We start from the raw sequence: 16,346 nt of genomic DNA on the forward strand, positions 1-16,346 counted from the left end.
GCTGGGTCTTTTTTTTGTTTTGAATTCACAGAAATCATAGATATCTAGATAATAAAATGTCTATTTTGTGAAAATAATGTGTCAAAATTGTTAATGCATATGGTATAATAAGGAACAAAGGTTCACATGTAGCAATTTGTAAATGAAACAGATTGGGGCGGATATGAAAATGAGGTATCGAATAAAATATCCTACGCGAACAAAAATGGTTATGGCGGTATCCGTATTATTTAGTGTTGCGATGCTTCAGGTGGCCATGATGGCCGAGCGGACATTTCCTGTTCTGTTCTTCATGCAGCTGGCTGTAATGGCGATACTGGTTGTTTCGCTCGTGATTGAAGCATACGTGAGATTAGGCAAGCGTACGTTGGAAATACGAGATGGGTCCGAAACATTAAACATTAACGGGTATCAATTGGATGCCAATCAAATTCAAATGATTAAAGTAAAGGGATATCAACACGCCGCCATCGGCTTGCAGCTCAAAGGAAAGAAAGCGGTTTCAGCAAAATGCTGTTTTAAGTTCGTGGACGCTAAGCACACTCAAGAACTACTCAGATGGGCCGAACGCAACCAAATTCAGGTCACAAATACTTATTTCATGACTTGGGTGTAACGAACAGCGAATGAGTATGCGTGTTCATTGCAAGCTTGCTCGGAATCATTGTGGAAGGCATCGCGGTCTGGAAGACGTGATGCCTATTTTTTGTTTTCTCCAATGAATCCCAATCCGTCCCATCGGTGTGAGTTTGAATAATGCAGGTTCCCTCTTCCGTGTGCTCCTTCTCAATACTAGCTGGTGTGATCCTCGCCCAATGACTCAGATTGAGCAAGGAAAGGTTCGTAGAAGTGCTCTTTTGTTCACTCTCCCACTAACTCAGATTGGCAAGGGAAGGTTCGTTGAAATGTTCTTTTGCTCACTCTCCCAATAATTCAGGTTGCGCAATGAAAGGCCCGGTACTGAATGATAGGATAGATGCAGATGTGAAGCGTCCTACTTGAAACCTCACTATTTGTTTGTTATAATTTGTATACAAGAACAAACGTTCTCTTTTTGAGGAGGCGGGAATATGACGGGGCAGCTGTCATTTGAGAGTTTGGAGGAATTATTTGCGTATTTTCATTCTGAGGATAGGTGCGTAGAGGAGATATTTCAGAGAAAGTGGCCCCATGGTTTCGTCTGTCCTCGCTGCAACCATGGGGAGGCGTATACGATACGTTCGCGCAGGCTGCCGCTATATGAATGTCGCTCCTGTCGTCATCAATGCTCTCTTATTGCCGGAACTGTGATGGAAGGAAGCCATACGGCTCTCTGGAAGTGGTTGGCTGCCATCTGGCTTATTTCAAGAACCGAAGGGGGGGATTAATGCGGTGAAGCTAAGTAGGATCATCCAAGTGACGTACAAGACGGCTTGGGCGATGCTGCATAAGCTTAGAGCGGTCATGGGCGCTGCAGATGCCGAGTGTCCGTTTGATCATGACGTTCGTGCCGCTTTGACATACTATGGGCCGGAGCACACTCCTTTATTTGAGCTGCACCCTAAGGAGCATCCTTATCTCATTGCTGCCTCCGTACACGCGGATAACAGCCCCACCTATGTGAAAATGAAGCAAGTATTGCGCAATCATTTGTCGTCCGACAAGAGCCTGTTGACTGCCGGGCGGACGGCCTTTGTCTCACAGCACGTATCTTCGATTACAAGCAAGATCGACATCATGAAGCACCATTTCCGTTTTCGCCGACCAGATGTGCTTCGCTATATCGCCGATCACGTTCAAGCCTGGATAAATAAGACGTTTCACGGCTTGGGCGGAACTTATTTGCAAGCTTATTTGAACGAGTATTGCTACCGCCGCAATCTCGAATCGCAACAGGTATCCATTTGGGAGCGGTTAACTGAACAATGCCTGTCAATGAACACCTTTACAGCATTAGCATGGAGACGCTGCAGAAGAACGTGTAGAAAGATAATGCCCCTTGCTGCCTGAGACCGTAGCTTCTTTTCTCTAAACTACCGTTTACGTGGAGACTGGTTATATTTGAACATGAAGCTGCTCTATCACACGGGTACTGTCTGCATTTTTATGATAGCGTTTACATCTTGCAGATAGGAGCAATTCGAAAGAAGACGAGCTATGGCCAAGTGCATGGTGAACAGAGTCAAGTTGATCGGTGTTGCATCGGATGATGCAACGTTGGATCCATACGAAATTCGAGCTCATCTTTATTCAGATGGTCTGCTTTTGCAAATGCATAAGCTATCGGATGCGTGCGTGCTGTGTAGTTCAGCAGATACTCGGTGATGACCAGATAGAGCTAGGGAACAAGGTGTGCAAAAAGAACGGTGTTACGGGTGGAGGGCCGATTCTGTAAACGTAAAGTAGGGGCTGAGTCCTCCAAATAAGAGCAATTGGACTCTGCCAAATGGTCGTTCGATAGGGTTCGCAATTTTCTGAATAATGGGGTTAGTGGGCAAAAGGGCTTTTTGACGAACCCTTCTTACATAAAGGTTGTTCAAAGAGCCCCTTTTGAGCACGCAGCTCCCCAAGATGTCATTCGACATCGAATCTTGCTGACACTCTTGCGAACGGAACATTTCGTTCATGACGAAGAGTCAATGTATGGCAACTGACAGATGGCCCCGGAACGCATTGCATTCCGGGTTATTGCTGTTCCAGCCTGCTCAGCATGAGCCGATAGCTGCCGTTGCCGTGATGCAGGCTTCGCTTGACTCGCGAAATGATGGCCGTGCTCGCGCCGGTTTCCGCTTCAATTTCCATATAGGTGCTTCCATTCAACAGCATCTTGGCGACTTCAAGCCGTTGGGACAACGTCTGCAGTTCTTTTGGAGTCGCCAAGTCCTCAAAGAAACCGTAACACTCATCCATATTTCGTAACTTCATAATAACCCCTAGCAATTGCTCGATCGTCGGATCGCCTGATCGTTTGGCATGCATAACTATCAACTCCAGAAATTAGAAATGAATACCGCGAATGAGTGTGCATCTATCTTTTTTGACATCGTCGGCCAATCTCCTGCTATTTTGTTCAAAAAACATTCACATTTAAGAAGTTTTCATTGCAGTAAAGCAACATTGTATTTATGCATGCCTACGATAGTGTTCTTATGCGTGTATGTACAAATACGTTTATGCACGCATGCGATTGAGCAGGTTCGCGTTCGAGCACGCTTTTGCTAGTTATTGGTATTCGTCATATACTTTCAATAGTAAGAAGCCAATGATGCCAAGTAGGAGGATGTTCCATGAAAAAACAAGCGATAACCGAACAAACGGCGCAAGAAGTTTTCCCGATTCAGGACATTGATTACATTGAATTTTATGTAGGAAATGCAAAACAAGCGATGCACTTCTTTGTCAAAGCATATGGATTTCGTCCCGTTGCCTATTCCGGGTTGGAAACAGGAAATCGGGAGCAGGTGTCGTATGTGCTGGAGCAAAACAAAATCCGTTTCGTCTTATCCGGCGCTCTCTCCGACAGCCATCCGATTGCCGAATTCACCAAATTGCACGGTGACGGCGTCAAAGATGTCGCATTGCGGGTAAATAATGTTGAAAAGGCTTACAAAGATGCGGTGTCGCGCGGAGGAATCGGCATTATGGAACCGGCCGAATATTCGGACGAACACGGCATGGTGAAAAAAGCAGTTATCGGCACTTATGGCGATACGATTCATACCTTAATAGAACGGGACAATTATAGCGGTTTGTTCCTGCCTGGTTATCAGACGGTGGAAGATGTCATTCCTTTCCAACCATCGGGACTCATTGGCATCGATCATGTTGTGGGTAACGTCGAGGAAATGGAAGAATGGGTGACTTACTACGAAAACGTCATGGGCTTCAAACAAATGATTCATTTTGATGATGAAGACATTAGTACGGAATACTCTGCTCTGATGTCCAAAGTGATGCACAACGGAGGAAGAATTAAATTCCCGATCAACGAGCCGGCAACGGCCAAACGAAAGTCGCAAATTCAAGAATATTTGGAGTACTTTAATGGGCCGGGCGTCCAGCACCTTGCCTTGCTCACCAATGATATCGTAACGACGGTAAAGGAATTGCGCGAGAACGGAGTAGAATTTCTCAGCACACCGGATTCCTATTATGAAATGTTGTCAGAGCGGGTAGGACGCATTGATGAAGACATCGAAAAACTGAAAGAATTGAAAATATTAGTTGATCGCGATGATGAAGGATATTTGCTCCAAATCTTCACGAAGCCGCTTGTTGATAGACCAACCTTATTTTTCGAGATTATTCAACGCAAGGGAGCCGTCGGTTTTGGCGAAGGCAATTTCAAAGCGCTGTTCGAGTCGATCGAACGGGAACAGGAGCGCCGCGGCAACTTGTAGCACGGCTGCGGGAAGGAGTAATTCCGAATGCAAATCGCACCGCACGAACTGCACTGGAAAGATGCTTACAAATTGTTAATCGGCTCCATCCTGCCGCGTCCGATTGCCTTCGTCTCTACAATAGACGGGGAGGGCACGGCTAATCTTGCCCCGTTCAGTTTTTTTACGGCCATTTGCGCGGAGCCGATGTTGGTCTGCTTCGCGCCGATGCGCAGAGGGACGGACGGCAGCAAGAAAGACACGCTTGCGAACATCGAAGCGACCGGTGAATTTGTCGTGAACATCGTCGGGGAACGCATCGTTGAGCCGATGAATGAGACTGCCGCCGAATACAGCCCCGACGTCGATGAATTTGAAGCGGCGGGGCTGACGAAGGTTCCTAGTGAGATCGTTCGTCCTTACCGGGTGAAGGAGAGCGACGTCCACATGGAATGCGTGCTCCACGATATCATCACCTTCGGCGAACAGCCGGGCGCGGGCAGTCTGGTCATCGGCCAAGTAGCGTTCATGCATATTAACGACGAGCTGTACGCCGACGGGAAGATCAACGCCGAGAAGCTGCTTCCCATTGGGCGCATGGCGGGCCACGTGTACACCCGGGCCGTGTCCGACACGTTCGTGCTGGAAAGAAAAAAGTAGACCTTGAGCGGGGGACGGAAGAGCCTATGAAGTTTGTGACCTTTGACAACGGCTCAGGGGAACCGCGTTCCGGCTGGCTGAAGGATCATGTCATTATTGATATGCACGCCATAAGCGGAGGCCGGCTTCCTAGAGATTTGCTGGATTTTGTGCGCCAGCAGGAGCATATGGCTGACGTTGTTCGGATTGATCAAGATCTTGGTCATGATGTAGAGGAATTGTCCACCCATGAAGCCGTTTATGCGTTGAAAGACGTTATATTGTGCGCGCCTATTCCGAAGCCGCCGAGTGTGCGAGACTTTTACGCGTTCGAAGCGCATGTGAGAACGGCAAGACAAAGACGGGGGCTGGATGTCGTTCCAGAGTGGTACCGGTTCCCGGTTTTTTATTTCACCAATCATCAGGCCATCGTCGGTCCGGGTGAGCAGGTGAGACGGCCTCTTGCATGCACCTCGTTGGATTATGAATTGGAAGTTGCCTGCGTAATTGGAAAAGAAGGCAAAAACATCTCAACTAGCGAAGCGGAATCCCATATTTTTGGCTATTGCATCATGAATGACTGGAGCGCGCGCGATATTCAAAGGGAAGAAGTGAAGGTGGGACTCGGTCCGGCAAAAGGCAAAGATTTCGCCACGTCGCTCGGCCCGTACCTCGTCACCGTAGACGAGTTGGAACAGCACCGAGCGGGTGAGCGGTACGATCTGACAATGACGGCCCGCGTCAATGGCGTGGAGCTGTCACGCGGCAACTTCCGCGACATCCATTATACCTTCGGGGACATGATAGCAAGGGCGTCGGCGGATGCAACGCTGTACCCTGGTGATGTCATCGGGTCGGGGACGGTCGGAACGGGGTGCATTCTGGAACTTGGGACGGAAGTGCATCGCTGGCTTGAACCCGGTGATGTCGTCGAACTTGAAGTGACGGGACTTGGCGTGCTGCGCAACATCATCGGAGAATCGTCGGTGTGCGGTTTGTCAGATCGGAATTGAATAGAAGAGAGGAGGGCGTGTTCGATGGCCTATTATCGTCAGATGGGAGAAATCCCAAAGAAAAGGCATACGATGTTCCGCAAGGAAGACGGCACCTTGTATCGCGAGCAAGTAATGGGTACGAAAGGATTCTCGGGCATCCAATCGATATTGTATCATCATCATCCGCCTACGGCTGTTAGCAAAGCGGAAGTACATGCGAAATTCAACATCGAATTCGAGGAACAAGGAGCACTGCGTCACCGGCATCTGCTGACTGGGGGATGCAAGGAAACGGGCGATGCCGTTGATGGAAGACGCTATATGCTGGGCAACGAAGACGTGCTCATCGCCGTTGCGAATGCGAACCAATCCATGGATTATTACTACCGCAATGGGGACGGGGACGAGCTCTTGTTCGTGCATGAAGGAACAGGGATCGTCGAAACCATGTTCGGAACGCTGCATTACCGTCCAGGGGATTATATTAACATCCCGATAGGAACTATTTACAGGATCATTCCAGATGCAGGAGAATCCAAGCTGCTGGTAGTGGAAACGAACAGTTGGATTACAACCCCCAAGCGCTACCGCAATCCGCATGGACAGCTGCTCGAACACAGTCCTTTCTGCGAACGGGATTTTCGCGGACCCGAGAAGCTCGAAACCCATGTGGAATGCGGAGAGTTCGAGGTAAGAACGAAATCTAGAGGCTTTATTCATGCACATACCTTCAACCATCATCCTTTCGATGTCGTAGGTTGGGACGGTTATTTATACCCATGGATTTTTAATATCGGGGATTTCGAGCCAATTACGGGGCGCATTCATATGCCGCCGCCAATCCATCAGACATTCGAAGGCAACAACTTTGTCATTTGCTCCTTCGTTCCCCGCTTATACGACTACCATCCGGAGGGGATTCCCGCTCCTTATTTTCACAGCAACGTAGACAGCGACGAAGTGCTGTATTATGTCAAAGGCAACTTCATGAGCCGGAAGGGAGTAACGGAGGGGTCCATCACTTTGCATCCATCGGGAATTCCCCATGGCCCGCATCCTGGCAAGGTTGAAGATAGCATCGGTAAAAAGGAAACGTTGGAGCTAGCGGTGATGATCGACACCTTCCGCCCGCTTCGTGTCGTGAAACAGGCGCTGCAGTATGAGGATCCCCAATATATGTACAGCTGGTGCGCAGTATCGCCGGAAACAACGCCTACCGTGTAAGCTGATGAAAGGGGCGCATGCAATGAACAAGGGGAAAGTGGTACATTCCGCCGCAGAGGCGATTCAAGACATCCGGGACGGCGCTACCTTGATTGTGGGGGGATTCGGCTTATGCGGAATCCCTGAACAAGCGATATTGACCTTGCGGGACAAGGGAGTGAAGGATTTAACCATCGTCAGCAACAACTGCGGAGTGGATGACTGGGGGCTCGGTCTCCTGCTAGCCAATAACCAAATCAAGAAGATGATCTCCTCCTATGTGGGGGAGAACAAAATCTTTGAACGGCAATTTCTTAGCGGCGAGCTCGAGGTAGAGCTCGTTCCGCAAGGCACGCTGGCCGAGCGGATAAGGGCAGGCGGAGCTGGCATTCCGGCCTTCTATACGGCAACGGGAGTCGGCACATCGGTTGCGGAAGGCAAGGAGCATAAACAATTCAATGGCCGCACATACATTATGGAAGAAGCGATTGTCGGCGATTTTGCGTTTGTAAAAGCGTGGAAGGCAGATACGCTCGGTAATCTAATCTATCGGAATACGGCCCGGAACTTTAACCCTTTGGCTGCGGCCGCAGCCAAAGTTACGATTGCCGAAGCGGAGGAGATAGTCGAGACAGGACAATTGGATCCGAATCACATCCATACGCCTGGCATTTACGTGCAACGGCTGCTGCTCGGAACCGGCTATGAAAAGCGGATCGAACGGCGCACCGTTCTTCGAACCGCCTCACAGGGAACGGAGGGAGTGAGATGAGCGACGCTCGTCTGGTCATCGTCAAGCGTGCCGTGCTGGAAATCGCGGACGGCATGAACGTGAATCTGGGAATCGGCATGCCGACGCTCGTCGCAGGTGAAATTCCGCCGGAGTTCAGCGTCATGCTTCATTCCGAGAACGGCTTGCTCGGAATCGGTCCTTATCCGTTGGAAGGAAGCGAAGATCCGGATCTGATCAATGCGGGCAAAGAAACGGTAACCGCCGTGCAAGGCGCTTCCTACTTCGACAGTGCCGAATCGTTCGCCATGATCCGGGGAGGTCATATCGATGTCGCTATCTTAGGTGGAATGGAAGTATCGGAACAAGGCGATCTCGCGAACTGGATGATACCCGGGAAAATGATTAAAGGCATGGGCGGAGCCATGGATCTGGTGAGCGGCGCCAAGAGAATCGTAGTCATTATGGAGCATGTGAACAAGCACGGCGAACCCAAGATTAAACGTCAATGCAGTCTGCCGTTAACGGGCAGGCGGGTCGTTAACCGATTAATCACCGATTTGGCCGTATTTGATTTCACGGAGGAAGGCATGGTATTGATTGAAACCCAGCAAGGAGCCAGCGTAGAAGTAATTCGGCAAAAGACCGAAGCTTCATTTACGGTCAGCCCCGATCTGAGGACGGCAAATACGTTGTGACGGTACTATTGTATAGGAGGATGTTCTCATGCATGTTTCGGTCAAAATTCCGACCCGGAAAGAGATTGAGCATCTGGGCGTTTACGTTCCAGGCAAACCGATTGAAGAGGTAAAAAGGGAGTTCGGCCTTACCGACATCGCCAAGCTTGCGTCGAACGAAAATCCATACGGCTGCTCGGATCTGGCGAAACGAGCCGTCATTCGTGAAATGGATAAATCGGCCTTGTACCCGGAAGGAACAGCCCCCGAATTAGCGGCGAAATTATCCGTTCACCTCGGGATCGAGCGGGAGCGAATTATTGTTGGCAACGGCTCTGACGAGATTATCCGATTGCTGACGCGGAGCTACATTTCAGCAGGCGATGAAGCGATTATGGGCGATGTCACCTTTTCGCGCTATGAGACCAACGTGCGCATCGAAGGAGGCGTACCGATAACTGTGCCGCTGATCGACGGCGTGCACGATCTTGCCGGAATGCTGCAGGCCGTCGGTACGAACACCAAAATGATATTCGTGTGCAATCCGAACAATCCCACGGGAACGATTGTCGGGCGCAGCGAGCTGCTTTCTTTTATCAAAGAGGTACCAAGCCACATTTTACTCGTTATCGACGAAGCCTATTGCGAATATGTGTCAGACCCCGCGTTTTTGCAAACCATTCCGCTGCTCGCGAGTCATCCGAACCTGGTCATTCTGCGCACGTTTTCTAAAATATACGGTCTAGCCGCGCTGCGCATAGGTTACGGCTTGATGCATCCGTCCGTTGTTCAAGAACTTATTAAAGTAAAAGAGCCGTTTAATTCGAACCGCTTGGCTCAGGCTGCCGCCATCGCATCACTGGACGACGCTCCATTTGCGGCGGACTGCGCACGACGCAACGAAGAGACTAGAAACGGTTTGCAGCACGAACTGGAACAAATGGGGCTGTCCTGTTTTCCTTCGCACGCCAATTTTTTGATGGTGAAGCTAGGAAAATCCGGGGATGATGTGTTTCAAGCTTTACTCGCGCAAGGCGTCATCGTGCGTTCAGGCAGTCTGCTCGGATATCCAGATACCATCCGTGTGTCGGTCGGAACGGACCAAGAGAACCACGCCTTTATTACAGCGCTCCAACGGGTCATCAACGATGGGGATGAACCACGGTGAACCGGGGATAAACGGGGATAGCAAGGATTAGCCCAAGCCCAGGAAAAGTGATTTACGCTAAAAAAGCGGGGGAGGTGATGGTCTGACTGACGTCGTTATTGCGAGCGCCGTGCGAACGCCGATTGGCTCGTTTATGGGAGGATTGAGTCAAGTGCCGGCCGTTGATCTGGGCGCATTGGTCATCAAAGAAACGCTGGAGCGAGCGGGAATCCCCCTTGATGCAGTACAAGAGGTCGTAATGGGGAATGTGCTGCAATCCGGTCTCGGTCAAGGTCCCGCCCGTCAGGCTGCAGTCCGATCAGGCCTATCCTACGAGGTGCCGGCGGTTACGGTTAATAAAATATGCGGTTCAGGCCTGAAAGCGGTCATCATGGCCGCGCAAGCCGTCAAGGCGGGGGACGCCGAACTGATCGTAGCAGGCGGGATGGAAAATATGTCGCTGGCTCCTTACTTATTGCAGCAAGGCAGATCCGGCTACCGCCTAGGAGATGGGACGATTGCGGATAGCATCATGAAAGACGGGCTTACATGCGCCATTTACGACATTCATATGGGGATGACAGCGGAAAACATAGCAGAGAAATATCAAATCACAAGAGAACAGCAAGATGCGTTTGCGTTAACAAGTCAGCAGCGTGCCCAACAGGCATGGAAACAGCAGCGATTTGCCGATGAGATTGTAAATGTGGCGTTGCGGGACAAGAAGGGCCATGTAACCATGATGGAATCGGATGAACACCCTCGACCAGATGTAACGGCGGATGCGTTGGCACGATTGAAGCCTGCGTTCAAGCGAGACGGCACCGTAACGGCCGGGAACGCTTCCGGCATCAATGACGGGGCGGCAGCGGTTGTGGTCTGCTCATCGCGCAAGGCGAAGGAGCTCGGGCTCACCATACTTGCACGCATTCGCTCTTACGCATCCACAGGCATTGATCCGTCGATTATGGGCATGGGGCCGGTCTCCGCTGCGCAGGCGGCTTTACAGAAGGCGGGAATGTCCATACAAGATATTGATCTGGCGGAATTAAACGAAGCCTTCGCCGCACAGTCGATTGCGGTAATGCGCGAACTAGGACTCGATCAGGCTATCGTAAACGTAAACGGTGGCGCCGTTGCGTTAGGACACCCGATTGGAGCAAGTGGAGCGCGCATTCTGGTTACGCTGCTGCATGAAATGAAGAGAAGGCAGGCGGCAGCGGGTCTCGCTGCCCTATGCGTAGGCGGTGGTCACGGAGTCGCTGTCATCGTTGAACAAATATAACGCAACAGATGTCAACTTTATGGCGCTGCAGAACGCGCTTGACGAACAATCCACTCCTGAATGGATTGCCCACATCTATCTGGGCCTTCGACAGGAAGGTCTATTTATTTTCACTTAGATATGGAAGGCATTGCGGTCTGGAAGCCGCAGTGTCTTCTTTGTTTGTCATACTGGCGTAACAAAGCCGGCTTATGATAAACGCGAGGTGAGAAGATGAATCACAACATCAGCGTTAAACACACGAAACGCACGCTTATTGGATTGTTGGCAAGCTTGCTGCTTACTGCAGGCACACTATTCTATAGCTATGACATGGAGCCTAAAACCTTAACGGTGACCAGACATCATATAACAAACTCTACTATTCCTCATGGCTTTGACGGAAAGACAATCCTTCAATTTTCAGATGTTCACTTAGGAAAAAACTATACGCATAACCAGCTCCGTACATTAGTGAATCGAATCAATCAGGAGCAGCCGGATATCGTGGTGTTTACAGGTGACTTAATAGACAACTTCAATCAATACGGCTCGCAAAGAAAAGACGCCCAGCCAATATTAGCTCAGATTCAAGCCCCATTGGGCAAGTATGCGGTGTTCGGCAATCATGACCGTGGAGGCGGGGGAAGCAGGCTGTACAAGCAGTATATGGAGGGGGCCGGATTTACGGTTCTCGTGAACGAAGCAAGAAAAATTACGGCTGATGACGGGGAGAGCATTACAATCAGCGGTCTGGATGACTTTTTATTGGGCAATCCTGATATTCCCCAAGCCCTTCAACCGCTGCAAATAGAGGATTTTAACCTCCTTCTGGTGCATGAACCGGATATTGCGGACCTTATTATGAGCTATCCAGTTGATCTCCAGCTCTCCGGCCATAGCCACGGCGGACAAGTCCAAATTCCGTGGTTCGGCACGATCTATACGCCGCCGTTGGCCAAAAAATATGTGGAAGGGTGGTATGCTGTAGACGATGCGAACACGCAAAATAAACCGCTACGGCTCTATGTCAATCGCGGTATCGGCACAACGGAATTGCCCTTCCGCTTTCTGAGCGCGCCGGAACTGACGGTAATCCAACTCCAGCACAGGAAGTCTTAATTGACTCCTCCATTCCCAATTCGTTACCGGCCATTCCGTCCTATTAATCGAGCATGATCCCTATGTATTGTCCTATTGCGATTATTTGATTGAATTAGGACCGGCCGGAGGTAATCAAGGCGGTGAGATTGTCGCTAGCGGTACGCCAGAGGAACTAAGAAAGGATGCTTGATCGGCGATTGGCTCGTTTTTAGATGAAGATAAGAACTCATAAAATAAGAATAGGCTGTCAAACTACTCTGCAAATTTTCCTTATGTCCATTCTCCCATACCGTCAGGAAGGATGACGACGGGGATGATATCCCTGCCAATTCGTATATACCAGGCCATACAGCGGTTCCTCATAATGACTGATAACGAGAGTCGCCCTTGGGCGCGTCGCCTCCTGAAGGATGGGGAGAATGAAGCAAAGGGGTGGATGAAGCGAATCACCGTCAGTCTGAACGCACTTGCACGAACGGAGCATTTCGTTGATGATGAAGAGTTAATGTATTGCTTATTGAGAGATGGTACGCCTTAAGGCGTGTCCGTCCCGGCCAGCTGCTCGACCTCGAACAGCAGCGGGGACGGATGTGGATGAGTGCTGAACTTCTAATCGCGGCCTGCTTCAACCAGCTTCTGCGCTACCATCGTCGGATTGGTATGGAAGGGAGTCATATGGTCGCCTTTTGCGGTAATCAAGCGGAACAGACCGAGGCGGCTCGACATGTGCGGATGCCACCCATACTGCTCGCCTTGCGGCACCGCCGTGTCTTCTGTGAGGTAGAAGTAGCTTTTAGGGATGTCGAGACGGTAGAACTTTGTTAAATCAAGTTTCTCGAACAACGGACCAGCTGGCTCGGGCGTAACCGTATTATAAACCTTTTGCGCCAGATCGAGGCTGGCCGTATTCATGAACGTTTCACGCCAGATTGGAAAGGGCAGCATAATCGTGTTGTCTTTCGATTTTTTCGCAAGATCAGCCCATAAAGCTTTGCCTTGCGGCGGAATCTCGTCCGCAGCGCTATTTCCGTCTGCAACGACAAACGCATCCATAAACACGAGACGCCTAATGCGACTAGGAATCCGTTCCGCCACTTTGGAAATGACCGTGCCCCCAAAGCTATGGCCTACAAGGACAATATTGTTCAAATTTCTTTCCGTTATAAAGTTTACGACGGCATCAACGTAATTGGTATGGGTCACTGCTTTGTTCGGATCTTTGCCGTGTCCCGGCAGGTTGGGGGTGTACACCTTGTTGCCTGTATTGCGCAGTCTCTCGGCGGTCATGTTCCAATAGCTGGAGTCGCCCCACGCACCGTGGACAAGGACAAAGGTAAGCGGCCTTTCTATTCTCACGGCTGGTTCTAGGGATTCTGCATATACGGGCTCGGTTGGGGACGTAACGGCCATGCTCCTCATCGCCAAGTGCGAGCAAGGATGCAGAACGGTTACGGGATAAGGGGAGTAAGTATATGGCCGAAAGTAAGGAGGTTGATACGGGTAATGATACATGTTTTATTCACCTTCTCATCATTTTTGTGCATCTGCCTATACCATATGCCGAAGACGGGAATATTGCGCCGATCTGACGCTGTTGACAGCATTAATGGCTATGATTATAATGGTCGTAGCAACTATGGTCACATCTATTAAAGTGAGGTCTAATCATATGACAACTATGGTTGCGATAAGTATAGGAGGTGACAAAAACAATAAACTCTAAAAAGATTGGGATTTTCGACGTTCAGTACAGGGCATTGACCATCGGTATTATTTTGACCCTTACTACCGTAGCATTTGAAGGATTGGCCATTACGACGATAGCGCCTAAACTGGCACAAAGTTTACATGGTATCCATTTATATGGATGGATATTTAGTGCCTTTCTGTTATCTCAAATCATAGGCACCATGGTCATGGGACAACAGATTGATAAGCACGGTGTTTTCAAATCGATCATCTCATCTTTTATTATCTTTGTTATAGGTATCATTATTGCGGCTGTTTCATTTCATATGTACATGCTTATTGCAGGAAGAGCCTTTCAAGGTTTTGGTGCAGGCGCCCTCATAACTTGTGTATACTACAGCGTTACATTAAGCTATCCTGACTCTCTCAGAACTAAAATTTTAGCTGCATTTTCAATCGCATTTGTTCTACCTGCATTAATTGGCCCCTATGTGGCAGGACTTATAGCTGCTTATGTGTCATGGAGATTCGTCTTCTGGATTGTTCTTCCTTTGATTGTCCTAGCGTTAAGCTTAACGCTTCCTTCCTTTCGCAACATACCAACTAAAAACACATCAGCTAAAAAAGGCAGTTATAAAGAAATATACGCCATATTACTAGCCATTGGAACGGGCTTGCTGCTATCCGGATTAGGATTTATATCCGATTGGAAAGGAATTGCGCTTTCTGTTGTTGGAGTTATCATCATGATTCAGCCTTTGCGAAAGCTGCTTCCAGCAGGCACCTTTTTAGTTAAAAGGGGTTTGCCGGCAACCATTGTTTCTAGAGGGTTATATGTTGCATGCTACTTTGCTACCGAAAGTTTCGTTGTCTTGGCTCTAACCGAAGTTAAAGGTTTATCGGAAGAACTTGCAGGTTTGATTGTAGCTGCAGGAGCATTAAGTTGGTCAGCCGCAGCGTGGCTGCAATCCCAGCTCGACGAACGAGATCATGGTCATGGCAGAAAAAAACGGGTGATTTTCGGTATAGGGATTATGATCGTTGGGGTAACACTCGTGATAACAGCCATCGGATTTCCAGGCGGCGGGATTGCAATCGCATTGATTTCACAAATCATTACAGGATTTGGTGTAGGATTAGCCAATCCAACTACGGGAGCGATTGCACTGCAGCATGCTCAGGCAGGGAAGGAAGGAGAGGTATCCGCAACGATTCAATTCATTGATTCGTTTAGTATTGGATTGAGCATTGGATTAAGCGGCGCTCTCATAGCCCTAAGCGAGACATTTCAATGGGGGATATTCACCGGAGTAATGATGGCTTTATCTCTCCAGTTATGTTTCGTGCTTTTAAGCTTGGTGACTTCTTTCCGCATTACAACTCAGATTCACGAAGTGTCTCATCCGCTTTGCGATGTGAAAGGTTCCGATGTAACGGCTTCATCGTAGTTGATGTTTAATTTATCGGAGGTAGAAAATTTTATTGTAAAGCCATATATTCCGCAACTCGAAGTGCTGCAGCGGGCATTGCCGTGGATAAAAACAAGTTGACGCCTGATGCTTTGAGATCTGCACTATTAGAGGTAATGTTATCTCATATCGTCAAGCGACGCGGTGAGCATATTCAGAAAATGATTGGCCGTTATGGATAAAGAAATATCTCGGCGCGTCGCGACCGCGATCGAACGCTCCGGGATCGGGTCTGTCAATTGAAGTTCATATAACTTTTCTTCCTTCAATTCTTGCTTAATGAAGGAGCGCGTCACGAATGCAGTTCCATAACCGCGCTGAGCCAATTCTATTAACATATCCATGCTGCTGAGCTCAATGTCCACTTCGGCAGTGACTCCAAGTGAGAAGAGCCATTCTTCGACGTAGCGTCTGGTGCTGCTTCCCTTAGAGAGCAAAAGCAGCGGTATTTTTATTAATTCCCGGGCAGTAACCGGATGTTCCAGCAGATGTCGATAGGAATGGCCTACAACGAAACAATCTTGAATGGTTGCGAGATGCTTCACATCGAGCTCATGGTCAGACATTGGGAGATGGACAAATCCCAAATCAATTTGACCGTTTTTTAGCTGTTCTCGAATCTCAGCGCTTCTGCCTTGCGAAAGACGAATCCGGACTCCTGGATATTGAGCATGAAACTTATCAAGGGGCGGTACTAAAAGGTGCTTGATGATGGGGCCGCTTGCGCCGATTCGAAGTTCTCCCGCGGAAAGGCGCTTGAGGGAATGCACTTTATCTTCTCCGGCTTGCAGCAACGAGAATGATTGTTCCACATATCCCAGCAATGCCGCACCTTCGGGTGTCAGCTTCACCCCTTTGGAGAGGCGATCGAACAATTTCACTCCCAAGGAGGCTTCCAATTGCTTAATTGCATAGCTAACCGAAGGTTGAGTAATATGAAGCTCTTGCGCTGCCTTTGTTAAATTCCCCGCTCTGGCCGTGTATAGGAATATGCGATACCATTCCATATGCATATGATATTAATCCTCTCTATGACAAGACTAGTATATTTGAATTTCATTTATTTCACTG

Annotated in this window: 15 protein-coding genes and 1 pseudogene; 13 read left to right on the plus strand and 3 right to left on the minus strand. The window is 49.1% G+C overall.

Features of this window, described 5'->3' with window-relative positions:
• Positions 1–169: 169 nt before the first annotated feature.
• Both A372_RS0111915 and A372_RS33805 read left to right on the plus strand, forming a co-directional pair.
• Positions 170–616: a hypothetical protein gene (locus A372_RS0111915; RefSeq protein WP_036704029.1), complete on the plus strand. Its 447-nt coding sequence runs from the start codon at positions 170–172 to the stop codon at positions 614–616.
• A gap of 454 nt (positions 617–1,070) precedes the next feature.
• Positions 1,071–1,989, plus strand: a pseudogene (locus A372_RS33805) (transposase).
• A gap of 675 nt (positions 1,990–2,664) precedes the next feature.
• Here the strand turns inward: A372_RS33805 and A372_RS0111930 are convergent.
• Positions 2,665–2,958, minus strand: coding sequence for a YerC/YecD family TrpR-related protein (locus tag A372_RS0111930; protein ID WP_019421078.1), 294 nt, complete (start codon positions 2,956–2,958; stop codon positions 2,665–2,667).
• 308 nt (positions 2,959–3,266) lie between these two features.
• Between A372_RS0111930 and hppD the strand changes: the two genes are divergently transcribed.
• The 10 genes from hppD (at position 3,267) to A372_RS0111975 (ending at position 12,135) form a co-directional block, all read left to right on the plus strand.
• On the plus strand, positions 3,267–4,379 hold the full coding sequence (gene hppD / locus A372_RS0111935; RefSeq protein ID WP_019421079.1) for a 4-hydroxyphenylpyruvate dioxygenase: 1,113 nt from the start codon (positions 3,267–3,269) through the stop codon (positions 4,377–4,379).
• A gap of 27 nt (positions 4,380–4,406) precedes the next feature.
• Positions 4,407–5,018, plus strand: coding sequence for a flavin reductase family protein (locus A372_RS0111940; protein ID WP_019421080.1), 612 nt, complete (start codon positions 4,407–4,409; stop codon positions 5,016–5,018).
• A 26-nt stretch (positions 5,019–5,044) separates the two neighbouring features.
• Positions 5,045–6,010, plus strand: a complete 966-nt coding sequence (locus A372_RS0111945; RefSeq protein ID WP_019421081.1) for a fumarylacetoacetate hydrolase family protein — start codon at positions 5,045–5,047, stop codon at positions 6,008–6,010.
• Positions 6,011–6,034: 24 nt separating this feature from the next.
• Positions 6,035–7,216, plus strand: coding sequence for a homogentisate 1,2-dioxygenase (locus A372_RS0111950; RefSeq protein ID WP_019421082.1), 1,182 nt, complete (start codon positions 6,035–6,037; stop codon positions 7,214–7,216).
• A 22-nt stretch (positions 7,217–7,238) separates the two neighbouring features.
• Positions 7,239–7,967 (plus strand): CoA transferase subunit A, encoded by a 729-nt coding sequence (locus A372_RS0111955; RefSeq protein WP_019421083.1) that lies wholly within the window; start codon positions 7,239–7,241, stop codon positions 7,965–7,967.
• Positions 7,964–8,623: a 3-oxoacid CoA-transferase subunit B gene (locus tag A372_RS0111960; protein WP_019421084.1), complete on the plus strand. Its 660-nt coding sequence runs from the start codon at positions 7,964–7,966 to the stop codon at positions 8,621–8,623. The genes A372_RS0111955 and A372_RS0111960 overlap by 4 nt, the downstream gene beginning before the upstream one ends.
• Positions 8,624–8,651: 28 nt before the next feature.
• Complete coding sequence (hisC, locus tag A372_RS0111965) at positions 8,652–9,770, plus strand: histidinol-phosphate transaminase (RefSeq protein ID WP_019421085.1); 1,119 nt, start codon at positions 8,652–8,654, stop codon at positions 9,768–9,770.
• A gap of 82 nt (positions 9,771–9,852) precedes the next feature.
• Positions 9,853–11,034, plus strand: coding sequence for an acetyl-CoA C-acetyltransferase (locus tag A372_RS0111970; protein WP_026011027.1), 1,182 nt, complete (start codon positions 9,853–9,855; stop codon positions 11,032–11,034).
• Positions 11,021–11,152, plus strand: coding sequence for a hypothetical protein (locus A372_RS39060; RefSeq protein WP_272943467.1), 132 nt, complete (start codon positions 11,021–11,023; stop codon positions 11,150–11,152). The genes A372_RS0111970 and A372_RS39060 overlap by 14 nt, the downstream gene beginning before the upstream one ends.
• A gap of 95 nt (positions 11,153–11,247) precedes the next feature.
• The gene (locus tag A372_RS0111975; protein WP_019421087.1) at positions 11,248–12,135 is read left to right on the plus strand and encodes a metallophosphoesterase; all 888 of its coding nucleotides are present in this window, start codon (positions 11,248–11,250) and stop codon (positions 12,133–12,135) included.
• Positions 12,136–12,726: 591 nt separating this feature from the next.
• On the opposite strand, the gene A372_RS0111985 is transcribed toward A372_RS0111975, so the two are convergent.
• Positions 12,727–13,527, minus strand: coding sequence for an alpha/beta hydrolase (locus tag A372_RS0111985; RefSeq protein WP_019421089.1), 801 nt, complete (start codon positions 13,525–13,527; stop codon positions 12,727–12,729).
• A 290-nt stretch (positions 13,528–13,817) separates the two neighbouring features.
• Here A372_RS0111985 and A372_RS0111990 point away from each other — a divergent pair, with 290 nt between their 5' ends.
• On the plus strand, positions 13,818–15,254 hold the full coding sequence (locus A372_RS0111990) for an MFS transporter (RefSeq protein WP_019421091.1): 1,437 nt from the start codon (positions 13,818–13,820) through the stop codon (positions 15,252–15,254).
• 140 nt (positions 15,255–15,394) lie between these two features.
• Here A372_RS0111990 and A372_RS0111995 read toward each other — a convergent pair whose 3' ends face one another.
• Positions 15,395–16,288: a LysR family transcriptional regulator gene (locus A372_RS0111995; protein ID WP_019421092.1), complete on the minus strand. Its 894-nt coding sequence runs from the start codon at positions 16,286–16,288 to the stop codon at positions 15,395–15,397.
• Between the last annotated feature and the right edge of the window lie 58 nt (positions 16,289–16,346).

The sequence above is a fragment of the Paenibacillus sp. OSY-SE genome, assembly GCF_000283315.1.
GTDB lineage: Bacteria > Bacillota > Bacilli > Paenibacillales > Paenibacillaceae > Paenibacillus_B > Paenibacillus_B profundus.